Annotated in this window: 22 protein-coding genes; 9 read left to right on the forward strand and 13 right to left on the reverse strand. The window is 55.8% G+C overall.

The features are described 5' to 3' along the window. Position 1: 1 nt before the first annotated feature. Positions 2–2716, forward strand: a complete 2715-nt coding sequence (locus DSD30_RS02280; RefSeq protein ID WP_114007964.1) for an ABC transporter transmembrane domain-containing protein — start codon at positions 2–4, stop codon at positions 2714–2716. A gap of 166 nt (positions 2717–2882) precedes the next feature. Next, positions 2883–3221, forward strand: coding sequence for a cyclic nucleotide-binding domain-containing protein (locus DSD30_RS02285; RefSeq protein WP_157967521.1), 339 nt, complete (start codon positions 2883–2885; stop codon positions 3219–3221). Between the two features lie 128 nt (positions 3222–3349). Here DSD30_RS02285 and DSD30_RS02290 read toward each other — a convergent pair whose 3' ends face one another. Genes DSD30_RS02290 through DSD30_RS02300 form a run of 3 tightly spaced genes read right to left on the reverse strand, consistent with a single transcriptional unit; the run spans position 3350 to position 6269 of the window. Next, entirely contained in the window at positions 3350–4111 is a 762-nt protein-coding gene (locus tag DSD30_RS02290; protein ID WP_114007966.1) for a polysaccharide deacetylase family protein, read from the reverse strand. A 57-nt stretch (positions 4112–4168) separates the two neighbouring features. After that, positions 4169–5269 carry a glycosyltransferase family 4 protein gene (locus tag DSD30_RS02295; RefSeq protein WP_114007967.1) on the reverse strand — a complete coding sequence of 367 codons (1101 nt, stop codon included), beginning with the start codon at positions 5267–5269 and terminating at the stop codon, positions 4169–4171. Positions 5270–5276: 7 nt separating this feature from the next. Beyond that, positions 5277–6269 carry a polysaccharide lyase family 20 protein gene (locus DSD30_RS02300; RefSeq protein ID WP_114007968.1) on the reverse strand — a complete coding sequence of 331 codons (993 nt, stop codon included), beginning with the start codon at positions 6267–6269 and terminating at the stop codon, positions 5277–5279. Between the two features lie 264 nt (positions 6270–6533). On the opposite strand from DSD30_RS02300, the gene tviB reads away from it, so the two are divergent. Beyond that, positions 6534–7808, forward strand: coding sequence for a Vi polysaccharide biosynthesis UDP-N-acetylglucosamine C-6 dehydrogenase TviB (gene tviB / locus DSD30_RS02305; protein ID WP_114008585.1), 1275 nt, complete (start codon positions 6534–6536; stop codon positions 7806–7808). A 25-nt stretch (positions 7809–7833) separates the two neighbouring features. Here the strand turns inward: tviB and map are convergent, their stop codons facing one another. Then, positions 7834–8574, reverse strand: coding sequence for a type I methionyl aminopeptidase (gene map / locus DSD30_RS02310; RefSeq protein WP_114007969.1), 741 nt, complete (start codon positions 8572–8574; stop codon positions 7834–7836). 133 nt (positions 8575–8707) lie between these two features. Here map and DSD30_RS02315 point away from each other — a divergent pair, with 133 nt between their 5' ends. Next, positions 8708–9376 carry a nitroreductase family protein gene (locus tag DSD30_RS02315; RefSeq protein WP_114007970.1) on the forward strand — a complete coding sequence of 223 codons (669 nt, stop codon included), beginning with the start codon at positions 8708–8710 and terminating at the stop codon, positions 9374–9376. Between the two features lie 52 nt (positions 9377–9428). Here DSD30_RS02315 and DSD30_RS02320 read toward each other — a convergent pair whose 3' ends face one another. Together DSD30_RS02320 and DSD30_RS02325 are read right to left on the reverse strand one after the other, a co-directional pair. Further along, positions 9429–9668 (reverse strand): hypothetical protein, encoded by a 240-nt coding sequence (locus DSD30_RS02320; RefSeq protein ID WP_114007971.1) that lies wholly within the window; start codon positions 9666–9668, stop codon positions 9429–9431. A 280-nt stretch (positions 9669–9948) separates the two neighbouring features. Continuing rightward, positions 9949–10842, reverse strand: coding sequence for a LysR substrate-binding domain-containing protein (locus DSD30_RS02325; protein ID WP_114007972.1), 894 nt, complete (start codon positions 10840–10842; stop codon positions 9949–9951). Positions 10843–10943: 101 nt separating this feature from the next. Between DSD30_RS02325 and DSD30_RS02330 the strand changes: the two genes are divergently transcribed. After that, on the forward strand, positions 10944–11648 hold the full coding sequence (locus DSD30_RS02330) for an SDR family oxidoreductase (RefSeq protein ID WP_114007973.1): 705 nt from the start codon (positions 10944–10946) through the stop codon (positions 11646–11648). Positions 11649–11721: 73 nt separating this feature from the next. Here the strand turns inward: DSD30_RS02330 and DSD30_RS02335 are convergent, their stop codons facing one another. Next, complete coding sequence (locus tag DSD30_RS02335) at positions 11722–13251, reverse strand: choice-of-anchor I family protein (RefSeq protein ID WP_114007974.1); 1530 nt, start codon at positions 13249–13251, stop codon at positions 11722–11724. Positions 13252–13469: 218 nt separating this feature from the next. Between DSD30_RS02335 and DSD30_RS02340 the strand changes: the two genes are divergently transcribed. Together DSD30_RS02340 and DSD30_RS02345 are read left to right on the forward strand one after the other, a co-directional pair. Next, a complete protein-coding gene (locus tag DSD30_RS02340) occupies positions 13470–14240 on the forward strand; it encodes a class II glutamine amidotransferase (protein ID WP_114007975.1) in 771 nt (256 codons plus the stop codon). Next, positions 14237–14668 carry a DUF1801 domain-containing protein gene (locus tag DSD30_RS02345; protein ID WP_114007976.1) on the forward strand — a complete coding sequence of 144 codons (432 nt, stop codon included), beginning with the start codon at positions 14237–14239 and terminating at the stop codon, positions 14666–14668. The genes DSD30_RS02340 and DSD30_RS02345 overlap by 4 nt, the downstream gene beginning before the upstream one ends. Positions 14669–14711: 43 nt before the next feature. On the opposite strand, the gene DSD30_RS02350 is transcribed toward DSD30_RS02345, so the two are convergent. Then, positions 14712–15065, reverse strand: a complete 354-nt coding sequence (locus tag DSD30_RS02350) for a DUF1428 domain-containing protein (RefSeq protein ID WP_114007977.1) — start codon at positions 15063–15065, stop codon at positions 14712–14714. Between the two features lie 287 nt (positions 15066–15352). On the opposite strand from DSD30_RS02350, the gene DSD30_RS02355 reads away from it, so the two are divergent. Further along, positions 15353–16267, forward strand: a complete 915-nt coding sequence (locus DSD30_RS02355) for a DMT family transporter (RefSeq protein WP_114007978.1) — start codon at positions 15353–15355, stop codon at positions 16265–16267. Positions 16268–16313: 46 nt separating this feature from the next. Here the strand turns inward: DSD30_RS02355 and DSD30_RS02360 are convergent, their stop codons facing one another. Together DSD30_RS02360 and hisC are read right to left on the reverse strand one after the other, a co-directional pair. Next, positions 16314–16970 (reverse strand): hypothetical protein, encoded by a 657-nt coding sequence (locus DSD30_RS02360; RefSeq protein WP_114007979.1) that lies wholly within the window; start codon positions 16968–16970, stop codon positions 16314–16316. 108 nt (positions 16971–17078) lie between these two features. Continuing rightward, a complete protein-coding gene (gene hisC / locus DSD30_RS02365; protein ID WP_114007980.1) occupies positions 17079–18149 on the reverse strand; it encodes a histidinol-phosphate transaminase in 1071 nt (356 codons plus the stop codon). Positions 18150–18373: 224 nt separating this feature from the next. Between hisC and DSD30_RS02370 the strand changes: the two genes are divergently transcribed. Continuing rightward, positions 18374–19330, forward strand: coding sequence for an MrcB family domain-containing protein (locus DSD30_RS02370; RefSeq protein WP_157967522.1), 957 nt, complete (start codon positions 18374–18376; stop codon positions 19328–19330). Between the two features lie 7 nt (positions 19331–19337). Here DSD30_RS02370 and DSD30_RS02375 read toward each other — a convergent pair whose 3' ends face one another. From DSD30_RS02375 to DSD30_RS02385, 3 genes are all read right to left on the reverse strand, one after another. Then, a complete protein-coding gene (locus DSD30_RS02375; RefSeq protein ID WP_245418331.1) occupies positions 19338–20258 on the reverse strand; it encodes a DMT family transporter in 921 nt (306 codons plus the stop codon). 128 nt (positions 20259–20386) lie between these two features. Beyond that, positions 20387–23275: a DNA polymerase I gene (gene polA, locus DSD30_RS02380; RefSeq protein ID WP_114007982.1), complete on the reverse strand. Its 2889-nt coding sequence runs from the start codon at positions 23273–23275 to the stop codon at positions 20387–20389. A gap of 224 nt (positions 23276–23499) precedes the next feature. After that, on the reverse strand, positions 23500–24546 hold the full coding sequence (locus DSD30_RS02385; RefSeq protein WP_157967523.1) for an acyltransferase family protein: 1047 nt from the start codon (positions 24544–24546) through the stop codon (positions 23500–23502). Positions 24547–24615: the final 69 nt, after the last annotated feature.

The following is a 24615-nucleotide window of genomic DNA, read 5'->3' on the forward strand; positions in this document are numbered from 1 at the left end:
CATGGAACGAAACCTGATTCGATATATCTGGACGCATACCAAGCAAGAGCAGTTGATTGTTCTGACGCTCGTCCTGTTGTCGATGATCCCCTATTATCTGGCGCTTGATCTGCCCAAGCAGATCGTCAACGGACCAATTCAGGGGCAGGGTTTCGAGGCGGAAGGCGCCACACAGCTCTTTTTCCAGACCATCATCGACCTGCCCTACTTTGGCTCGGTCGAACTGTTTCCCGGCATGGAGCTGGATCGGCTCGATTCCCTTTGGGCGCTGAGCGCGCTGTTTCTCGCCTTTGTCATCATCAAGGGCATTTTCAAGCTCAACATCAATACCTTGAAAGGACGGCTCGGGGAACGCCTGCTGCGCCGCATCCGCTATCAACTGGTCGATCGCATCCTGCGCTTTCCTCCCAGCTATTTCAAACGGGCCAAGGCCGGTGAAATTTCGAGCATGGTCAAGGACGAGGTGGAGCCGATGGGCGGCTTCGCCGGGGATGCCTTCGTCCAGCCCGCCTTGCTTGGTGGGCAGGCGCTGACCGCGCTGACCTTCATTTTCGTTCAGCATTTCTGGCTCGGCATGATTGCCGTATGCATGGCCTTGTTTCAGGCCTTCATCATTCCGAAGATGCGCATGCGGTTGATCGAGTTGGGGCGGCAGCGGCAATTGACCGCCCGTCAGCTGGCCGGTCGGGTGAGCGAAATCATCGATGGCATCCAGACAATCCACGCCTACGACACGTCCAACTATGAGCGTGCCGGGATTGGCGGATTGTTGGCCACGATCTTCAAGATCCGCTACGACATCTATCAATGGAAGTTTTTTGTCAAATTTCTCAATAACTTCCTTGCCCAACTAACGCCGTTCCTGTTCTACAGCATCGGCGGCTATCTGACCATCAAGGGTGGTCTGGATGTGGGGCAGCTGGTCGCCGTGATCAATGCCTATAGCGAGCTGCCCGGACCGCTGAAGGAGCTGATCGACTGGGATTTGGCGCGGCAGGATGTGCAGGTCAAGTATGAGCAGGTGATCAACCAGTTCGAGCATGACGACATGTTGGCGTCTGACATGCAGGCGATCAATGGCAATGCCGACCAACCGCTGCCGTTGCCCCTGTGCGCTGCCAATGTGACGCTGGAGGATGAGTCCGGGGCAGTTTTGTTGCGCAATGCCACCGTCCGCATCGAGAAGGGTGAAACCGTCGCCTTCGTCGGAGGAGCCAGCAGCGGGGCCTCGCCGCTGGCGCAATCCCTCTCGCGCCTGTTGCCGCCTGTGAGCGGGCGCATTCAGGCTGGGCAAGTTGATCTCTACAGCCTACCGGAGACCATCACCGGACGGCGGATCTCCTATGCTTCCAACGATCCCTATCTGTTTGTCGGTACGCTGAAGGAAAATCTGACCTATGGGTTGAAGCATGAACCGGTGGCCGTGCATTTGGTGTCCGAAAGTGAACAGGCACAGAAAAAATGGGAGTATTCAGAAGCCAGGCGGACCGGCAATCCGACGCTCGACATCCATTCGGACTGGGTGTCGGAGAATAGCATCTTCCGGCCCGGATCAGGGGCCGATACCGGTCTGGCGGCTGCGCGCGTGGTGTTCGATACGGTGCAATTGACCGGTGACATTGTTGATTTTGCCCTCAATACCATCGTTGATCTTGAGGCTTATCCGGACATTCGCAACACCATCCTCAACCTGCGCAAGGATTTTCGACAGGAGCTTGAAGCCCGCGGAATCACCGACCTCGTCGCACCATTCGAATTTGAAGGCTTCAATGATCATGCGATGCTGATCGAGAATTTTCTGTTCGGCAATGTGGTCGATCCGGAAAATACCATGCCGCTGATCGCCGAGAATTCCCACTTCGGCAAGGTCATGTCCGATACCGGGCTGGATGTCGACTTTTTCGAAATGGGCCGAACGATCGCCGCCAACCTTGTTGAATTGTTTGCTGATCTACCCGAAGACCATCCGTTCTTTCAGAATCTCGACCATATCACGGCGGATGACATTGCAGCGCTGGGCAAAATCCTGCCCAAGGTGGAAAATCGCGCCATGCGTCAGGTGAACAGGGACAACACCATCCCCTTCATTCGGCTGGCGGCGATCTATATCGAGCCACGCTATCGTCTCGGCCTGTTGACTGATGCGATGAAGAAGAAAATCATCGCAGCCCGCAAGCGCTTCCATGCGGCGCTGGATCCGAAGCTGCTCACCTTGATGGATCCCTACAAGGCAGACAGCTATCTCACTTCGGCCAATCTTCTGGAAAATATCCTGTTTGGCAAAGTGGACATCAGCTATGGCGACGCTTCCCGACAAATCCGCAATATCCTGTCGGATCTGCTCGGGCGCCATCAGGAGTTGAACTTTGCGATTATGAAGCTCGGTCTCGACTTCAATGTCGGCGCTGGTGGCAGGCTTTTGACCGAGGCCCAGCGGATCAAAGTGGGGCTGGCGCGGGCCATCATCCGGCGCTCGGACTATTATATCCTCAACCGTCCCATTGCCGGCTTTGACCCTGATATTCAAGACGAAATTGTCCGTGACACACTGGCGTTGCTCAGTGAATCGGCCGACAATCCCGGTGTAATCTGGGTCCTTTCACATGAGAGGTTTACGAAGTTTTTCCAGCGTGTTAGCATCTTTGAGCAAGGCACGTTAAAAGAAGACTGTGCTCTTGAAGACTACATTCAAAAAACTAAATCTAATAAGAGCTAGTCTGGCATCGTCGTTTCTTTGAACCCCAAACCCCGATTTCCGGGTGAGGATCTTTCGGATGCTGTTGTGTGATGAAGTCGAGACGTTAACCCATACGTCTTTGTTTGAATGCCTGGACAAGACCAAGCTGAAGCTCCTGGCATTCAATTCTGATCGCGTGAAATTCATGCCTGGGCAAACCTTGTTTGCGCGGGGCGATGAAGGTGACTTTGCATTTGTGGTCTTGAGTGGTCAGGTGGACGTGTTCGTCGATGTCGGCGAGGGTGACCGTCAGAAAGTCCGGGAAGCTTCGAATGGGGATCTGATCGGCGAAATGTCAATCATCGCCAACCGCCCGCACCAGAAAACCGCCATTGCCAAGACATCGACAGAAAGTTTGCGGATTGGCAAACAGTGCTTCCTGAAAGTCATTGAGGGATGTCCAAAAACATCTGCCAACGTGATTTCCCATTTGGGGCACCGCCTGTCGGAAGAAACCCGCAGCATGGAAAATCCGGTTTCCTGAAGGCCCTGTCCGGCCGTTCTCTCCCCTCCGCCGAAATCCGATAACAGACATTGCTTCAGAGCGCTCGAGCTTGGCTCCAACTTTGGCGTTGGCTTTTGCTCGCCCCGTCCTTTTCACCCTGCACCTGATCAGGACTTGATCAGAGTGGCCGGGTCGATCCAATGGCAGGCCGCATGGGATGTCGTGATCTCGAATAGCCGTGACAGAAAGCCCGTTGCCTGATCGTCATGAACCAGATGATGGGTCAGAATACCGATAACCTCATCGGAACCACTGGATTGAATCAGACCAGTCATCTCGTTGAATAGCGCATCGGATGGACGACCAATGCTGCCTGCCTTCCAGTTGATGATATCGACATGGGTCTCGTGAAAAGGCAGGGCATGCGATGCCTTCCAGCCAGACTTTTTGTCGTGAAAGGTAGACAGTGCCCGATAGCCGATCGCGCTTAGAGGATCGACCAACGCCGGGTCGATCCGGTTCCATGGCGGCACCAGCATTGGGATGCATTGTTCGCCATAAAGACAAGCCAGTTTGTTCAAGCCTGCCTCAAGCTCCGCCAGAACCGTTTTCATGGGACGGTGAAGCCCCAGCTCCTGCTTTTTCTCGCCGGGTGCCGCATGATTCTGATGCGACCAGCCATGCACGGCCACACGGACACGATCCGCCCCGAAGGAGGTCAGACAGGACTGCAGCGCCTCTCCGGTTTCCTGGGGAATGACCGCCAGCAAGGCGGGAATGGCGTGCTGTCCTGCACCGTCAAGAAACCGGGTAAGCTTGTCGCTTGGCTCCACCGCATCATCGTCTCGGAGCCAAAACCGGATGCGGCGGCCCGCTCCGGCCTTGGTGTCGAGCGCCTCGATAAATCGCTTATCTGGTGTTGTTGGCATGGAATGATCCAGTTTTAATTGATCCGATCTTTGGGGGCTTGTGTCAGTGCAGGCCCGCTAGTAGCCCGCATAGGCTTCCTGCAAAATGGCATCAAGCCGATCTGCTGCTTTTTCGAAAGAATGATCCGCTAAGACATGGGCACGGGCTTGTTCGCCCTGCCGGATCCGCTTTTCCTCATCCAGCAATAAATCGCGTATGGCGGCGGCAAGGTGCACGGGCTCCTGCGGGGTAACGAGGGTACCACCCTCCCGGTCAGAGACCACCTCGGGCACTCCGGTGACATCATAGGCGATCACCGGCACACCCATCGCCTGTGCTTCCAGATAGGCAAGGCCATAGGCTTCACCGATGCCCGGCCAAAGATAGAGCGCCGAACGACCAAGGATTTGCCGAACCTCTTCCGGCGGTTGCTGGCCGTGAAAAGTGACACGCTCAGGACCAAAGGCGGCAAACAGACTCTCGACCTGCGCCCGCTCTGTTCCATCGCCGACAATATCAAGCTGCCATGGCTCGGTATCAAGCATCGAGAGGGCCTGGCTCAGATGGCTGTAGCTTTCAAGCTTGTCCCCTGGTCGCATCATGGCAACCGTTGCCAGCGCCTGTGCCGGTCGGCCCCTGACGGGAGGCGCTTCCCGGAAAGCGTCGACCTTTAAAAACGGCTTGATCTGATCGATCCGGACATTGGGGTTGGCCTCCAGCAGACCACGGGCATCGCGCCGGGTGATGCAGATGTTGGAGACGGCCTGACCAATCGCTTCGCGCACAAATTCCTGCAACGGCGCCCAACCTGCCGCATCGCGCCGCCGGGAATGGGAGGCTTCAAGCGTCACATAGGGAATGGCATATTTGCGACAGAGCGTGGGGCCGAGCAGGTCGGGCGATTTGTAATAGGGGTGATAACTAAACCACAAATCCGGTAGATTGCCTTCCTTGGCAAACAAGGTGTCTAGCCGCTGGAATTCCAGCGCAGCGGCTTCGCGCAGTGCGCTCACGCCCGCACCATCAGGCTCTCTGGTAAAGGCCCGCAGCTGCGATATCACCTCGACCTGATGTCCCTTGGCCTGCATCGCCTCGATCAGCATGCGCGCCATCAGACGGTCACCGGAAGGGGTCGGGTGATTGGGAGACTTCAGCGGTGCGTAGAAAGAAATTTTCATATTTCTATCAATACTTTATCGAACTGCAAAGCGCTTCATTCTTCAGCACATCCATACAGTCTGCCGAGCGTACGAAATTATCGTAAAAGACGGTCCAGCTGCGCGGGGCAGGGTCGCGATACAGGCCGAATTTGAAATACTGGTTGGGACCCAAGCCCTCTGCTTTCTGACCGATATGGCCCCTGATTGTAGCCAGATGCAGGCCGTTGGCAAACAATTCCAGATGACCGTCTCCGTCGGCGCCCGGTTTGGAATAGACCGCGAAGTCTATCCAGCCAGAGGTGGCGGACGGCATGCTGTGACCATAGGTGGTGATCTTGATCCTGTTTGAGCAGGCAGCGAACCGTGCACCGACCTTGGGCTGAAAGCCATCCTCATATGCGACCAGCGCCCGCATCTGGCCTTCATGTGGCCGCAACCAGACCGGTGCGTCCCCGGCGGTACATTCGGCCAGAGAGCCAGCCTTTGTGGACTTTTGGGCCGGATAGGCGTTGGTTTCGACGGTTGCATAAATCTTGCCGTGCTTCATGCGCAAGGCCAGATAGGGACTGATGGCCTGCATCCGGGTGCTGCCCGATTCCCGCTTCCATTGGGCAAAGACAAAACGGTGATGTAATTTTGGCATTGGTGCCTGAAAGCGAACTGAAATGCCGTACCACACGCCCTTGTCGAACGGCACACGGGAAACCGTTTTCTCCCAAACCTCGGCCCGTTCGCTGCAATTTTCCTCATCAGGTCGGCATTTTGGGGTGACCGTGAGTTTGAGTGCCCGCTTTCCATCGCGGACCATATCGGACTGGAAGGCATATCCCTCGGCAGCCTGCTCCTTGGACTGTCGGTAATACAAACCACAGGAATGGGCAAAGTCGCTGCCTTCAAAGCCATCCTCTATTTTTGTGCGATAGTCCCAAGGCGCCGCCTGCGCCAAGTCGCCCGCGCAAAGGCCCATGGAAGCAGACGCCAACAAGGTCAGAACGGATACGGCAACTTGGCTTCTCATTATGGGCTCCTCCCTCGGGCACTTGCTTCCCTTGATTTCCCTGCCGACAGAGGTAAGGAATTTGAGGCATGATTTCAATTGGTTGTCTATCCAATCGCGGCATCTCAACGCCTTTGACTGTCATAATTTCGTTAACAAAATCGCGAGCGGACCAAAGCGATGGAAATTCGCTCGATTGGCTCCTATATTCCCGACAGAGGGCGCGGTTCGCGCGAGGCACGCCCCGAGCATCTGTCCCTTTCAAAGAAGAAGCGAGTTTTCCTCATGACGCTTGACGACCTGAAGATCGCCGTCATTGGCCTTGGCTATGTCGGTCTGCCCCTTGGCATCGAGTTTGGCAAGGTCTATCCGACCATCGGATTCGATATCAATGCAGAGCGCATTGCAGATCTTCGGGCAGGCAAGGATAAGACTTTGGAGGTCACGGGCGCGGATTTTGCCAAGGCGCACAATCTCATCTTTACCTCGGATCCTGCCGATCTGGCCGATTGCAATTTCTATATCGTCACGGTGCCAACCCCGGTCGACAGTTTCAAGCGCCCGGACCTTGCTCCCCTGATTGGCGCATCGCAGACCGTGGGAAAGGTGCTGAAGGAAGGCGACATCGTGGTCTATGAAAGCACAGTCTATCCGGGCGCCACCGAGGATGACTGTGTGCCCATTCTGGAGCGGGAATCCGGCCTCACCTTCAACCAAGATTTTTTTGCCGGCTACAGCCCCGAACGCATCAATCCAGGCGACAAGGCCCACCGCTTGCCGGACATTCTCAAGGTCACATCAGGTTCAACCCCCGAGATTGCCGATTTTGTTGACGCGGTCTATGGCTCCATCATCACGGCAGGCACCTTCAAGGCCGAGAGCATCAAGGTGGCCGAGGCTGCCAAAGTGATCGAGAATACCCAGCGCGATCTCAACATTGCTCTGGTCAACGAGCTGGCGATCATTTTCAATCGTCTGGAAATCGACACCCAGTCGGTGCTGGACGCTGCGGCGACAAAATGGAACTTCCTGCCTTTCCGCCCCGGTCTTGTTGGCGGTCACTGCATTGGTGTCGATCCCTACTATCTGACCCACAAGGCGCAGTCGATCGGCTATCACCCGGACATTATTCTGGCAGGTCGCCGGATCAATGATGGCATGGGGGGCTATCTGGCCGGGGAAATGATGAAGGCTATGCTGAAGAAGAGGATTCAGGTCAATGGCTCACGGGTGCTGGTGATGGGGCTGACCTTCAAGGAGAATTGCCCGGATTTGCGCAACACGCGGGTGATCGATCTGATTGACGGGCTGAAGGAATGCGGCGTGCAGGTGGATGTCCATGACCCTTGGGTCGACCAGCCGCTGGCCTGTTCCTCCTATGGCATCGACATGGTGGAAGACCCAGAATCGGGCACCTATGATGGTGTGGTGCTGGCGGTGGCGCACGATATTTTCCGCGATCAGGGCCTTGATGCCATTCGCGGCTATACCAAGGATCTCAGCATCTTCCTTGATCTCAAGAGTGTTTATGGGCCTGCGGATAGCGACTTGCGGCTCTGAGGCCCAATCGGAACATTTGGTCCCATCATGCAGTCAGAATGATCGGGCCTTTTCTGGTAACAACAATCGAGTGTTCAAACTGAGCGGTCAGAGCGCCGGGTGTGAAGAGTTCCCATTCCCGCTCCCCATCATGGGCAAACTCCGCGCCGGTTGACAGGAACGGCTCAATGGCGAGCACCATGCCCTCTGAAAAGCGGCGCTGATCGCGTTTGTCGGTCACAGCAAGGATTTCGGGTTTATCATGCAGGGTTTCTCCAACGCCATGGCACCCGAGCAGATTCTCGATGATCGTGTAGCCGCCTGTCTTGGCTTCTGCCTCGAAGGCCGCCGGGATGACCTGCATCGACGCACCAGCGCGAACCGCATCAATCGCCCGATCACGGGCGCGTTTGGCAGCCTTGACCAGGGTTTCCTTCTCCGGCGTGACCGGCGGCAGGATGAAGGTCGCGCCCGCATCGGTGAAATAGCCATTCTTGCAGGCCGAGACGTCGATATTGACCAGATCACCGGCTTTCATGCTTTGTGTGTCAGCCCAGCCATGGGCAATGACCGGTTCGATGGAAATGCAGGTGGCGCCGGGAAAGCCATAGACCTTTTCGGGGGCCGATTCCGCCCCTTCCGCTTCCAGCCATGCCCGCGCCAGATCATCGAGCTCACGCGCGGTCATGCCCGGCTCGAGGGCGGCTCCCATCTGGCGGATCACCTTGGCAACGGCTCGCCCACAGGCTTTGAATGCTTCGAGCTGTTCGTCGGTCTTGATGATCATGACATGTCCTGTCTTATGCGGGAGGGGGCGTGCCGATGCCAAGGATCACTTGCAAGCCTTCGACAAAACCGCTTATAAATTCATGACTTCGCAAAGGCAAGGGGACCGGAAGGCGAAGTCTGGAGGTGTGCTCATGACAGAGACGGAAAAGTATGTACCGCTCGATTTTCACGCGTTAGACGAGGGGGAAATGCAGCGGCGGGCCGATGCCTTTTTCGACGTCATGCGCACAAGACGCACGGTGCGGGATTTTTCGGATCGAGTTGTCCCGCGCTCGATCATCGAGACCTGTGTCGCCACTGCGGGGCGCGCGCCATCCGGCGCCAATCAGCAGCCATGGACCTTTGTCTGCATCTCCAGCCCGGAGATCAAAAAGCAGATCCGTCTGGCAGCGGAAGAAGAAGAACGGGCCTTTTATGGCGGGCGAGCGGGCGAGGAATGGCTCGACGCCCTGTCGCATCTGGGGACGAACGCCAACAAGCCGTTTCTGGAGCACGCACCATGGTTGATTGCCATCTTTGGCCAGCGCTGGGGCAAGCAACCGGATGGTAGCCGCAAGAAGCATTATTATGTGCCGGAATCGGTGAATATCGCCACCGGCTTTCTGATAGCTGCCCTGCATCAGGCAGGGCTTGCCACCCTCACCCATACCCCGGCACCGATGAATTTCCTGGGCGAAATCTGCGAACGGCCGGAAAATGAAAAGCCTTATATCCTGCTGGTGGTGGGCTATCCGGAAGATGGGGCCAAAGTGCCGAACATTACCAAGAAGCCGCTCGGGAAGATCACCAGCTGGCTCTGAAACAAAGCCAGACAAGGGGACACAGCGACCTTCCCAAGACGGTTGGCGACGGTCATAGTCCTCTGTCGCCGTCACCGAAAGTTTCATTGAGCTGCAGGCTGACGCTCATCAGCATCCAGAAGCTGATCCCAAGCATGATCAGGCGCCCTTCCGCGGCCATGGGCAGGGAATAGCTGGTCACAAACATGGCCACGCAAGAGCCTGCCCAATACAGGCAGAAGGCCTTTTCAGAGATGGTCCATAACAGGCACCCAACAAAGAAGACAGCGCAAAGGACGAATGCGATTTCCATGGAATCCTCCTCTCCATGATGATGATCCCACGATAACGCTGGAGGCTGTTCTGTGAGATTGACACAACACAAAAGCCAAGCTTCAAAACGCATTTTTCTTTCGTTATCCCGCGCTATTTTGCATAATTTGTCCTAACAATTCAGCCATTTTCAGGATTTTAATTACCATAAAGCAGATATATTAGAACATATATTTCTTATAGCTAAGAATGCCTACAAAGAGCCGCTCAGAAGGGCTGAAATCCGGCATTTCGGTTGCGCGAAGTCGCGCACGAAATGATCATTTTGCGGCAGCTGAGCTTTGCACTTCGATCTCGGCATGAGAAGCAATCCAGTTGCAGACCGTCTCGATGACCTCATTCTTGAGGGCCTGTTTCGGAGTGAGCAAATAGAAATCCTTGCCACCATCCGTCTTCTGGTCGCTGACCCGCACAAGGCGGCCCTCTGCCAGATCCTGCTTGACGAGAAAGGCACTGACCAGGGCCACCCCCTGCCCGGCCAGAGCCGCATCAAGGGCCAGTGATGTCTGACTGAAGCGCAATCCTTGTGCACCGCAATCCTCCAACTGCATGGCCTTGAGGTAAGACGGCCAGCCATTGTGGGCGTCGTGCAGCTTGGGCAGCTGAGCCAGTGCTTCCGGGCTCAAAGGCAAGTCTTGCATGGCCACCAGCTGCGGCGCGGCAACGGCGATCAGTTGGTGGCGAAACAGCAAAGTTGCTTCCAGCGCTGCGCCAAAGGGCGGATTGCCCTGCCGGATCGCGATATCGACCTGATCATTGATCAGGCTTGAGACATTTTCCGTGGCAAGAAACTGCAGTTCAATCTCCGCATGGTGCCTGGAAAAGTCGGGCAGATGAGGAATGAGCCATTTGGCCGTGAAGGTCGGTGTGGCGCTGATCACCACGCGGCGCTGTTCAGGCAGGACCTGCCGGGTCGCGTCATGCAAGTCGAGAAAGATTGCCGCGATCCGGGCATGATAAGAGCGGCCTGTCTGGGTGAAAGCAAGCCCTTTGGCATGCCGCTCGAACAGGGGCACTCCAAAGTGGGCCTCCAACTGGCGGACCTGTTGGGCGACGGCCCCTTGGGTGACATGCAGCTCGTCGGCGGCAGCGCGAAAGGTGAGATGGCGGCCTGCAGCTTCAAAGGCACGCAGAGCATTGAGTGGTGGCAACATATTTGTCGATAGTTTTTCTACAGTGAGAAGAGATGGAAAGTCATGCGAACTTTCCGCCAGAATGGCGTATTCTCGACCAATTGAAAAGAAGGATACATGGTATGACTGCAGAAAAAGTTGCATTGATCACGGCTGGAGGCAGTGGCATGGGGGCAGATGCTGCCAAACAGCTCGCCACTGATGGTTTCAAGGTGGGTGTTTTGTCCTCTTCGGGCAAAGGCGAAGCACTCGGCGATGCCTTAGGCGGCTTCGGGGTTACCGGGTCCAATCTCGATCCCGATCATCTGACAGCTTTGGTGGATGGGGCAATGGCACGCTGGGGGCGGGTCGATGTGCTGGTCAATTCTGCCGGTCATGGCCCGAAGGGAGCGATCCTCGACATCCCGGATGAAGATTGGCACAAGGGGATGGAGGTCTATTTGATGAATGTGATCCGTCCGACCCGTCTGGTCACCCCGATCATGCAGGCGCAGGGGGCCGGTGCAATCATCAATATCTCGACCTTTGCGGCCTTTGAGCCGGATCCGCTTTTCCCGACTTCCGGCGTGTTTCGTGCCGGTCTGGCAAGCTTTTCAAAACTCTATGCGGACAAATATGCAGCCGACAATATCCGCATCAACAACATCCTGCCTGGCTTCATCGACAGCCTGCCGGAGACGGACGAGCGCCGCGCCCGCATCCCGCTTGGTCGTTATGGCAAGGCGAAAGAAGTCTCATCTCTGATCAGCTGGCTTGCGTCGGAGGATGGCGCCTATATGACCGGACAAAATTTGCGGATCGATGGTGGATTGACCCGATCGGTTTGATCAGGTTCGAAATCAACAAAGGCCCATCGCTGAGCGACGGGCCTTTGTCATTATAGTCAAGAAAGGTAACGCCCTATTTCACTTCATAGAGCGTGGTGGAGCCGGAGACTTCGTTGGCAACCGCGATCATTGGCTTGCCATGTGGGCTGTCTTTGGCAGAAATGAAGACGATGCCTTCGGGGGCGATGTCACCAGCGGTCATTTTCTCGGCTTCGCCGTCGAGTTTCACATTGTTGGCATAGGTCACATAAGAAGCATTGGCCGGGTCGGTGATGTCATAGACAACCACGCCGCCCATACGCTCCAGACCGATAAAGGCATAGAGTTTATCGCCGATGGAACCTAGCGCCAGCGCTTCCGGCTCGGTGCCTTTGTCGTCGGAGCGATTGTCAAAGCTCTCATTGGCGCCTTGGCTGTTGAAAGCGGTTGGGGCCAGCTCGGCCATTTTCGCTTCGATTTCAGTGCCGCTGTCAAACACCATCTCGCCTTTTTCATTGAAGATCGAGAAAGAGCGGCCGCCATAGCCATAAATGGCGTCAAAATCGCCGTCGCCATCCACATCACCCTTGGCGGTGGTGATTTTCAGACGGCCAAGATTTTTCTTGTCCTGCAACTCGGCTGCATTCGGGAAGGCTTTCTCGTCGAGCTTGACCTTGCCCAGACGGGTTTCTTCCGAATAGCCGTCATAATCGCGGGCGTCGCCTTCGTTGGCGGTCACGACATAGGCCATGCCGTCCTTGGTGAAGGAGGCGATGGTGTCCGGCTGGCGCATGGAGAGAACTGGCCAGTTTTTGCGGTTGATGGCGCCATCCTTGTCGGACAGGTCAACCAGCTCTTTGCTGTAATCCTGAAAACCGAGGGCGAAGACCGTTTTTAGCGCGGCTTTGTCGGCGTCGATGACGGCGATGGCGTTGTTTTCCTGCAAGGAGACAAAGATGGTCTTGGAGTCGGCGCTGATGGCCACATATTCCGGCTCGACATCCTGCGCGATGCTGGTGCCTTCAGGCGACGGGGTGTGGAAGCTGTCGCCCAGTGCCTTGGCATCGAGCGAGGCAAAGGAAATGGTCTTCACTTCCAAAGACGGGATAGCGACGATGGAAACGGTGCCTTCCGGGTCGGTCTTGTAGTCGCCCGATGGTTCGCCCTCATTGGCCACCACGGCATAAGCGCCATTTGGTGCGAAGACCACATTGTCCGGCAGTGCGCCAACGGTGGCTTCACCAACGAAGGAGCCGTCGGTTTTATACAGGGCCAGCTTGCCATCGGCCTGCTTGTTTTTCATCTCGACAGCGATGGCCACATAGTCCCCATGGACAGCAACGGAATTGGCACCTTTGCCGTGTTTCTTGACGTCGATGGCACCGGCTTTCCTGATCTCGGCCGGATTGGCAATATCGAGAATATCGATGGTCTTGTCATTGCCATTGACGACATAGAGCTTTTTGCCAGCCTTGTCATAGGACAGGACTTCGGCGGCACCTTCGTCAAACACTTTGGCTTCATAGGAGCTGATCGGCTCAAGCGACAGGGCGGAGGCGTGCGCCGCGAGCGTTAAAGACAGAGTGCTGGCCAGCAGCAGGGTCTTGGAAATGGATTTCAGCATGATGGTTCCCCTCAACATGAACTAGAATGCCCCTGCCTTAGACGCTGCGTGTGACAGCCACGTGAAGCACAGAAGGGTGTTTTCAGGGGCCTTTTGCGCTTCATCCATGCTGCGAGGGTGGAAAATGTCGGCCAGACAAGTTCGCGCTTTTGCTCTCTTTTCCTTTGCTTTGGATAGAGATAGGTTGGGTCAAAATAACAATCCTCCCGGAGACCGACATGTGCCGCTGGATCGCCTATAAGGGGCAGCCCATCTATCTTGAAAATTACGTCACCAAGGCCGAGCATTCTCTGCTGCATCAAAGCTTGCATGCGGAAAAGGCCAAGACCGAAACCAATGGTGATGGCTTTGGCATCGGCTGGTATGCCAACCGCGCGGAGCCGGGCATTTATCGCGAAATCCTGCCCGCATGGAATGACTGCAATCTCAAATCCCTTGCCGCACAGATCCAGTCGCCGCTTTTCTTTGCCCATGTCCGCGCCTCCACGGGCACCGCCACCAGCCGGTCGAACTGCCATCCTTTCTCGCATCAAAACTGGATGTTCATGCATAATGGCCAGATTGGCGGCTATTCCAAGGTGCGGCGGTTGTTGGAGCGTCAACTGGATGACACCTGTTTCGATGCGCGGCAGGGCACGACGGATTCCGAACTTCTGTTCCTGCTGGCGATGCAGGAAGATCTAAAAACCTGCCCGGTCAAGGCTCTGCAGGCGGTGCTGGAACGGGTGCGGGCCGCGATGGTGGACAAACGGGTCGATGCCCCCTTACGCTTCACCTCTTGCCTGTCGAATGGCGAGAAATTGTTCGGCTTCCGTTGCTCGTCGGACAATCAGGCGCCGTCGCTCTTTTATCGCCGCTATGAGAACGGCGATATCATTCTGGTCTCCGAGCCGATCGACCGGCAGACCGAATGTTGGCAGGAAGTGCCGCAGGATCACGCGATCTGTTTCACCGATGACACGATGATCCTGCGGGAGATGAAGTTGTGACAGCCTCCCATCCCAGTTTTGCCAATCCGGCCCTTGCCGATGCCTTCAATGCTTTCCCTTTGCCAACGCGCCAAGCCTTACAGAAGGTTCGGAGCTGGATCTATGAGATTGCAGCCGCTGATGCGCAGATCGGGACGATTGTTGAAGAACTGAAATGGGGGCAGCCCTCTTATGCCACGCAGCCCAAAAGCGGGGTGCCTTTGCGGCTGGGGCAGCCAAAGGATGGGGCCAGCAGTGCTCTTTATGTCCCGTGCCAGTCGGCCTTGATTGGGGAGTTGCGCGCCCATTATGATCGCGGCGAAGCCTCCAGCATTTGGTTTGAAGGCAATCGGGGTCTGCATTTTGACCCAACCAAACCCTTGCCGGAGGCCGAGCTTCGTCACGCCATCAAGCTGGCGCTCACCTATTATCAGCGACGCAAGGGTTGACGAGACGCCTTGCACTGCAGCCAACGCTCCGCTTGCCGAGTGCTTAATCTGATTGGGCTTGCGCAACAATGCTGAAAGTGCCGTGGATCATCCGTTTGCCATCGAAGGGCATCGGTTCTTGCATTTGGCCATCCGCCATAATTTGCTCCCACGCTGCGTCATGCGCCTCTTTGGATGGCCAGACAATCCAGGAGAAACAGACCGTCTCATCGGGCTTGCATTGAACGGCCATTGGGAAGGACGTCACTTCTCCCTCGGGCACGTCATCACCCCAGGCATCAACGGCGTGCAATGCGCCATAGCGAACGAATGTCTCGCACATTTGCTGAGCAACCTTGGTGAAGTCTTCTTTCCTGTCGCTGGGCACCGCATAGGCAACCCCGTCGATATAGGCCATTCTCTCCGTCTCCCTGACCATGTGTGCCATTTGGCTCCACTTTCATGCCAAGCATCAGGCTATAGCAGATACCGAACCGAGGCGATCCGTGGCTGGCGAAGTCTTGCTCACGTGTGCGTGAGCAAGAATACTCAACCAGTCGCATGGCAAGCTGGATTTCCACTCGGCGCCATGCTAGAGCCAGTTGGCATCCTCGCGGCCTAACAAGCCCGATTGCGACGCGGTCTCTCACCCTGTTCACGCCTGATCGTGACCCCTCATCCACGGAACCGATACAAGTCTCTGCCATGCCTACCTGGATTCTGATCACCATCAGTGCTGCCTTTCTGCAGAATATTCGCTCGTCGCTGCAAAAGCACCTGAAAGGCGCTTTGGGGACGATGGGCGCGACTTTCGTGCGCTTTGCCTTTGGCGCCCCATTCGCTGTGCTCTATCTGCTGGTCTATGCAAGCAGCGTCGGCAAGGCGCTGCCAACCGCCAACGAGGCCTTTCTCTTTTGGGTACTGGTGGGGGCGAGCACCCAGATTATCGGCCAGTTGCTGCTGATCTACCTGTTTTCCTTCCGCAATTTCACCGTCGGCAGTGCCTATTCCCGCACCGAGCCAGCACAGGCGGCATTGTTTGCCTTCATCGTCTTTTCGGAAACCCTGACTCCGGGCGCTCTGGTTGCCATTGGCATCGCCGTGCTTGGCGTGATGCTGATTTCGGTCGCCCGAACCAGCCTCACCCTGCACAGTCTGCTAACCTCGGCCTTTTCCAAAACCGCCTTGATCGGACTTGGTTCGGGTTCGTTTTTCGGGGTGGCAGCCTCCTCATATCGCGCAGCTTCCCTCTCCTTGGTCGACAGCATGGCTGCACCGGATACGATTTTGCAGGCCAGCTTCACCTTATCGGTCGCCATATTGATCCAGACCCTTGCCATGGGGATCTGGATCGCAATCCGGCACCGTGAAGAGTTTGGCAATATGCTGCGGGTTTGGAAGGCATCTCTTGCCACCGGCTTTGTCGGAGCGACGGCATCGTTCTGCTGGTTCATCGCCATGACCCTGCAGCAAGCGGCAATGGTCAAAGCGGTGGCTCAGGTTGAGCTGCTTTTCACCTTTGCGACCTCGGTCTTTGTCTTCAAGGAAAAGATCAATCGGCTGGAACTGATTGGCTGCGCAATGATTGTTCTGGGCGTGGTCACTTTGGTGCTGGGATGATGGCAAGGCATTTGCACACCTCGCCATAGCCCAATGCGTGTGGGACTTATTTTTTGTTCAAACCTATCGAGGCCCCGCAGGTCACAGAGACTTCATATTTGTAGCTGTCGCGTTGACTCGTGGTGTTGCTCAACTTCCAGCCTTTCTTGGCTTTGTTCTTGCGTGCCGCAACCGCATCCAGCTCGAAATAGGCGTAAGCCTTGACGCTTTGCTGTTTGCTCAGCACCTGCTGCTTGCTTTGTCCCTTGCCCATCAGATATTGCATCCGCAGTGCGCAGCGTTTTTTCGGATCAGAGCCGTGCCATTTGATCGCATGAAGTGGGAGTTTGGCATTGTAATGCAATGAGACCGTGCGTTTGCTGCCAGATCCGACAGCCCGGTGGGCAAAGCTCTTGCTCCAAAGGGCACCGTCCGCTTCGAAATAGCGCACACCCTTGAAGGATCCGAGCTTCATGGCGACGATGCGCTTGCCGCTTTTCGCTTTGGCATAGAGCCCCAGCGGGAAGGTATAGCTGGTGGTCTTGATCTGGGTGTAGCCGTTGCCATTGGCCGCAACATAGATCGATTTGGGATTGATACCATCGCGCTTGACCTCAACCTTTTCGATCCAGTCCTTGGCGTGGGCCACGGAGGGGACGGCGAGGCCGGTAGCGACAATGCCAGTGGTGAGACAAGCGGCGATGAGAGCGGTTTGTTTGAACATGGGAATTCCTTTCCTGAGTGATATCCGCGATTGCTGTTTCCCATCAGTCGCGGCCACCCCGGAAAGGGTTCTTCCAAAAAGCGCAAAAACTACGCAATTGTACCTAACTTAGTTCGGAGCACCTCGCAGGATCTCCTTGAGCGACGTCACCAGAGCCTGACATTCCGTGCGGGTGCCGATGGAAATCCTCAGCCAGTTGACAATCCTTGGGTGGTTGAAATGGCGCACCAGAATGCCGCGCTCACGCAAGGCGGCAAGGATGGTGGCCGCAGGCATATCCCCGTGGGAGGCAAAGACAAAGTTGGTGGCCGAGGGCAGCACATCAAAGCCGAGCATTGTCAGATCACCCACGAGCTGTGCCCGGTCCGACTTCACTTTGGCGATCGTCTCCTCAAAGCCTTCCCGGTCCTGCCAGGCGGCGAGCGCCGAAGCGAGCGCCAGTCGCCCAAGCGGATAGGAATTGAAGCTATCCTTGACCCGGACGAGGCCTTCGATCAGGTGGGGTTGGCCGAGTGCAAAGCCAACGCGCATCCCGGCCAAGGCGCGGGACTTGGAGAAGGTCTGCACCACCAACAAGTTATCATAGAGTGGGATCAGGCTTGCGGCACTGTCAGCACCGAAATCGACATAGGCCTCATCGACCAGCACCACCACATCGGGGTTTTGCTGCAAGATCCGTTCAATTGCCGCCAGAGGCTGAGCAATGCCTGTTGGCGCGTTGGGGTTGGCCACCACGATGCCACCACAGGGGCGGGCATAATCTTCCAGCCGATAGCGAAAGCCCTCATCCAGCGGGACCAGTTGATGTTCGATCTCGAACAAGCGGCAATAGGTCTTGTAGAAGCTGTAAGTAATGTCAGCAAACAGGATCGGCTGTTTGCCCGAAAAGAAGGCGCGAAAGGCATGGGCCAGCACTTCGTCCGATCCATTGCCGGCAAAGACATGGGATGCATCCAACCCATGGCTTTCGCCGATGGCCGTGCGCAGGGCACTGGCGGTCGGGTCGGGATAGAGCCGCAGATCCTCTCCTGTCTCGGCCCGGATCGCGTCCAATATCTTGGCCGATGGCCCATAGGGGCTTTCATTGGTGTTGAGCTTGATCACCCGCTCGCCCTTGGGCTGCTCACCGGGAATATAGGGCTGCAAGTCCCCAACAATCGGGCTCCAGAATTTCGACATAAGTGGGCTCCTTCACTTGAAGACGGAGATGGGAGACAGAGGCGGGAAAAAGTGGCTCTAGAAATAGGCGTAGCGCGATGGAAGCGGGAGGGCCAGCACTTATATCTCGATTTGGCTTTTAAATTGCCGGTGCGCCATGAAATGCAACCTGTATAGAACTACAGGTAGAAATTACCCAAAACCCTGCTAGGATGATGTTCCTAAATCTTAATCAGCGGGACACCATGCTTGGCCAACTTTTATCGAAGCTCGCTTCGGAATATGAGAATGCTTGCCTCGGCGACTTTTCTGGGGCCCCAATTGGTCGCTTTGTAAAGGACGAACTTACCCCAGAAGCCCGTAGTGTGGTTCGCTATCACAATACAGATCTTTTGGTTAAGGCCAGCATTGGACAAGGAACATGGGCTACTATTCCTTGGCTAGCGATATTTGATCCAATAATCACTACGTCTGCAACGAGGGGCTTTTATGTCGTATTTTTGATCAACCCTTCGGACCAAAAAATCTTCCTTTCATTTAATCAAGGCACTACGGAAATATTCGATGAGTTTGGCATAAAGACGGGAGAACAAATTCTAAGACGCCGAGCCAAAGACATTTGTGATCGGTTGCCCGAATACTCAAAGAAATTTTCCACCCATGAAATATCTTTAGGGTCGTCAGCACGTTTACCTCGTGGTTACGAAGCCGGTCACGCATTTGGTAAATGCTATTATGTATCTAGAATTGAAGAGAGAGAGATCTCAGACGACCTTCAACTTATGTTGCAGGCGTACGAAACACTGATAGAACGCGGTGGGACAATGCCGCCCGATATCATGAGATCAGAGTCTGGCTCAGAAAACATTGAAGAAACCCGGCAGTATATTCTGTCGCGTCGAATTGAGCGCAGCAGTCACGTACGGAAAAAGGTTCTCGAATGCAAAGAACACATTTGTGAATGCTGCAAATTCGACCCGGAGAAACACTTAGTAAACTCTGGTCTTAAGGGTCATATTCCGCTCGATGTTCATCATTCAAAGCCCCTCAAGGAGCTGCATGAAGGAGAGAAGAAACATTACAAAATTCCAGATGATTTCTTACTGCTTTGCCCTAATTGTCATAGATTAATTCATCAGCAAAGTGATCCTTCTGATTTAGACAAATTGAAATCGAGGATTCGTTTCAAATACTTGTTATAAATCACCCCTACCGCTTTTTCCCACGGCCCAAAATAAACAGGCCCGACAGGACGATGAGGACGGAGCCGAAGAGCATGGCGGGCGTGAGGGGTTCGCCGAACCATAGGGTGCCGAGCAGCACGCCGAAAATCAGGCGGGAATAGCGAAACGGGGTAACGGCAGAAATCTCGCCAGTGCGCATGGCTTTCATCAGGCAGGCATAGGCGGCGACGCCGATGAGGATCGCGATGGCCGTATAGATGAGTGCTGCGGATGTCGGGGCACGGAAGGCTTCGCCTTGCCAGAGTTGCAGAATCAGACCCGCTGCGGCCAGTGCCAGAAACCCGTAAAAGCCGAGCTGCGAGGTGCTGATGGTGGACGGGGCCGCACGGCTTGCCAGATCGCGGCCCGCAAAGCCGAACATGCCGATCACGGCCAAAATCGAGAGCAGAGAAAAACCGTCGGTGCCGGGGCCAATGATGATCAACACCCCTGCCAAACCGACGCCGATGGCCGACCAGCGCCGCCAACCAACCCGCTCGCCAAACAATATGGCGGCGGCGGCCACCACGACCAGAGGCGTCGCCTGCAAGATGACCGAAGTGGCCGACAGAGGGGTCAGAACAATCGCCAAAGCATAGAAGAGTCGACCGGTCATCTCGAACAGAGCACGGATGCCCATAGCCGGTGACAGGATGTCTTGGGTGAAGAGACGCTCGCGACGCAAGATGCTCGCTAAGGCAAACACCAAGGCGCCGCCAAGTCCAAGCAATGCCATAATCTCACCGATTGGCAGCGTCACAGCCAGGAGCTTGACCGCCGTATCCTCCAATGCAAAAGCTGCCATAGAAGCAACCATCCAGAGGCTGCCCATCAGGTTGGCATGTCGACTGAAACGGGCTTCTTCCGCTGGCTTTGCAGGCCCGTGCGATGTGGCTTGGTTGATCATGATGGCATGGTCTCGAAGGAAAACTGGGCAGAGCAAAACACCCTGCCCTGACGGGGCAAGAGACTGCACTCTAGGCGTATTTGCGTCACCTTGACCAGCCCCAAACTGCATGGGGGAGGCTGGTTGCTCTAGTGCGCTTCGTCCCAATTGTTGGCTGCTTCGGCATCGACCTTCAAGGGCACGCTGAGCTGGAGGGCGGGCATTGGGGCATTTTCCATGATGTCACGAACCACTTTGATGGTGCTGTCGACTTCCGCTTCCGGCACTTCGAAGATCAATTCGTCATGCACCTGCAACAGCATGCGGGCGGAAGAGCCAGCCGCCAAGAGGGCGTCATCCATGCGCACCATCGCACGGCGGAGAATGTCGGCGGCCGAGCCCTGAATTGGGGCGTTGATGGCGGCGCGCTCCTGAAAGGCCTTCATATTCGGGTTTTTCGACTTGATATCCGGATAATGGATCTTGCGGCCAAAGATGGTTTCAACATAGCCCATGTCGCGGGCCTGCTGTTTTGTGTTTTCCATATAGTCGCGGATGCCGGGGAAGCGGGCGAAATAGGTGTCGATATAATCCTTGGCTTCGCTGCGCGAAATGCTCAGCTGGTTGGCCAAACCAAAGGCCGAAATGCCATAGATGATGCCGAAATTGATCGCCTTAGCACGGCGGCGGGTCGCCGGATCCATATCCTCAATCGGCACATTGAACATTTCCGACGCGGTCATGGCATGAATGTCGAGGCCGTCTTCAAAGGCCATTTTCAGCTGTTCGATATCGGCCATATGGGCCAGCACGCGCAATTCGATCTGGCTATAGTCGGCAGAGATCAGCTTGTTGCCTGCATCGGCCACAAAGGCGGTGCGGATCTTGCGGCCTGCTTCGGTGCGGACGGGGATATTTTGCAGGTTTGGATCGGACGAGGACAGACGCCCCGTGGTGGTCGCGGCCAGAGAATAAGAGGTATGGACGCGTTTGGTTTCAGGATTGATGAAGCCGGGCAGCGCGTCGGTATAGGTGCTTTTCAGTTTGGACAGCTGGCGCCATTCGACGACCTTTTTCGGCAGATCATGACCTTCGGCGGCCAAGTCTTCGAGCACGCTGGCCGAGGTGGACCAAGCACCGGTTTTGGTTTTCTTGCCACCGGGCAGGCCCATTTCGCCAAACAGGATGTCGCCGAGCTGCTTTGGCGAACCGATATTGAAGGGCTGGCCTGCAAGGGCATGAATTTCTTCTTCCAAGCCCGCCATGCCCTGCGCGAAGGTGCCGGACAGGCGCGACAGGATCTGGCGATCAACCGAGATGCCGCGCTTTTCCATGTTGCGCAGGACCGGCAGCAAAGGCCGCTCCAGCCGCTCATAGACCGAGACCATGCCATTGGCCGCAAGGCGCGGCTTGAGGATCATCCAGAGGCGCAGGGTGACATCGGCATCTTCGGCGGCATAGGCGCTGGCCTTGTCGATTTCGACCTTGTCAAAGGTCAACTGGCTCTTGCCGCTGCCAGCCACTTCTTTAAATGGGATCGGCTTGTGACCGAGCCACAGCTCACTCAGCTCATCCATGCCATGGCCATGCTTGCCTGCATCGAGCACATAGGACAGCAGCAACGTGTCGTCGAGCGGCGCCAGATCAATGTCATAGCGCGAAAGCAACAGAGTGTCATATTTGAGATTCTGGCCGATCTTCAGCACGCTTGGATCTTCCAGCAAAGCCTTTAATCTGGTGACAGCCTCTTCCAGCGGGATCTGGCCTTCGACCAGCCCACCGCCGAACATGTCACCCTCACCACTGACATGGGCCAGCGGAATATAGCAGGCTTTGCCCGGCTCGGTCGCCAGTGACACGCCAACCAGATTGGCCTGCATGGCGTCGAGGCTATCGGTTTCAGTGTCCACCGCCACATGGCCAATGCGGCGCGCCTCGGCGATCCAGCGATCCAGATCCTCAAGGCTGGTGACGGTCTCATATGTTTCGTGATCGATGGGCAATGCGCCGATTTCACTTGCCATCCGGGCCGCCAGATCAGCCGGGGATGGATTGTCCTTGTCACCACTCTGTGCGGACTCTTCTGCAACGTCAGGCATTTCCCAGCCGGCCACCTCAATGCTTGCCTCATCGACATTCTCAGCATCGGTGTCCGTTGCCTCGGCAATGCGGCGTGTCAGGGTGGTGAATTCCATCGCTTTGAGGAAGGATACCAGCTTTGGCCCTTCCAGATCGCAGCAAACCAGAGCATCGAGCCCAAGGGGCAACGGCACATCGCGCTTGAGGAAAACCAGCTCCTTGGAAACACGGGCCTGATCGGCAAATTCAATCAGATTTTCCCGGCGCTTTTTCTGCTTGATGGTGTTGGCCTTGGCCAACAGGCTTTCCAGATCGCCAAATTCATTGATCAGCAGCGCTGCGGTTTTCACGCCGATTCCCGGCACGCCGGGAATGTTGTCAACCGAATCGCCCGCCAGAGATTGCACTTCGACCACCTTGTCAGGGGTGACGCCGAATTTCTTCATCACCTCTTCGTCATCGATGCGCTTGTTTTTCATGGTGTCGACCATGGATATGCCCGGCTGGATCAGCTGCATCAGATCCTTGTCCGAGCCGATGATGGTGACATCGGCCCCTTCAGCCAAAGCGCGTTCGGCATAGGTGGCGATGATGTCGTCGGCCTCATAGCCTTCAAGCTCGATGCAGGCGACATTGAAGGCACGCACCGCATCGCGGATCAGGCCGAATTGCGGCACCAGATCTTCCGGTGCGGGCGGACGATGGGCTTTATATTGATCATAGATATCATTGCGGAAAGTCTTGCCCTTGGCGTCGAAAATTACGGCCAGATGGGTCGGCTGAACCCCTGCCAGTCCCTTGTCGCCTTCTTGCATGAGCTTCCAGAGCATATTGCAAAAACCAGACACCGCGCCAACCGGCAGGCCGTCGCTTTTGCGGGTCAGGGGTGGCAGAGCATGATAGGCCCGGAAGATGTAGGACGATCCGTCAACCAAAAAGAGATGCGGCTTGTCTGTCATGAAAGTCTCCCTGCCGGCCTTTGGCCGTGTCCTGTCTTGCTTGGCGTCTGGATTTGGATCTGGTGTCTGGTTCAGCACCATGCACGATGCGAACAAACCATGATCATCATTACGCGTGACCTTAGCGCACCGACGCCACAGAAGAAAAGGGAAAAGGACAAAAAGCCCCCGACTGCCTATGGGCAATCGAGGGCATCTAGAGCTGTTTCTGCTGTCCGATCCGCCTATTCGGCTGGCAGATAGGCCGGTTTCTCGGCGTTTTTGAGAGTCAAACGAGTCCAGTTCGGGCGCTGGTAAAGATAGTGCAACAGCGGCAGGCGCTTGCACAGCTCATACATAGCAATCGCGCCGAGAATGGCAATCACGGAGACGAGGAAGGAAATCATGCCTGCGCCACAGACGGTACACAACTTTGGCAATAACAGGCGTGACACACCCATCGGCAAAAAGAAACCAAGATAGATCGGCAGTGAGCGCTGACCACAAAAGCGCAGGATCTGTGCCAGACCGCGGCTTGGCAGAATGGCGAGGAAATCAATCACCGCGACAAAGCCAAGAATGCCCATGACGATGGCAACCGGGGTGAACTGGGCATAGCCGAAATAGAGCACGGCTCCGTTGGCGACCACCCAGACAGCAAGACCAACTATGGATGCCAGCTTCTGCTCGCGGGCGGTTTCGGCCATTTTGAACCAGATATCGCGGCCAAAATGCCCAACGAGGAAGAAGACGTAATATTTCGAGAAGAAGTCGACGACCTCGATGCCTGTAGCACTCAGGATATATTTGCAGGCCACGGCAAACGCAAACTGGGCCAGCATCGGCACGCCTGCGCTCAGCCGCAACACAAGGAAATAGATCGGCAGCAGATAGATAAACCACAGCATCCCGAAAGGCTGGACAAAGGAGCTGAGATAATAAAGCAGCGTGCCTTCCTTGCCAAATTCACTGATAAAGAAAGGCGCCTTGAAGACGAACTGAATGGTCATCCAAAGGAAGTAGAAATAAAAGAAATGGGCAAATTTGCCATCAAGGAATGGACGCCAATGCTTGCTGATCGCCTTGGCGGCAAACAGGCCTGCGACGGCAAAGAAGACCGGCATACGGAAGGTACTGGCAAAAGCCACCACATAATGCATGAAGCCTTCGGTCCCGAGATATTTCTCCACGCCTCCGGTGGAATGCATGATGACGACCAGCAATATGGTCATGCCCTTGGCGAGATCCACCCAGGCAACGCGATTTTTTTGTGCAGGCGATGTATCCGACATGGCCATCTCTCCAACCCTTCGGCCGCTTTGACAGGCGGCGGGGTCCCTTATGTTTTCGTAAAATTTTAT

Origin of the sequence: Cohaesibacter intestini (assembly GCF_003324485.1) — a bacterium.
GTDB classification, from domain to species: Bacteria; Pseudomonadota; Alphaproteobacteria; order Rhizobiales; family Cohaesibacteraceae; genus Cohaesibacter; species Cohaesibacter intestini.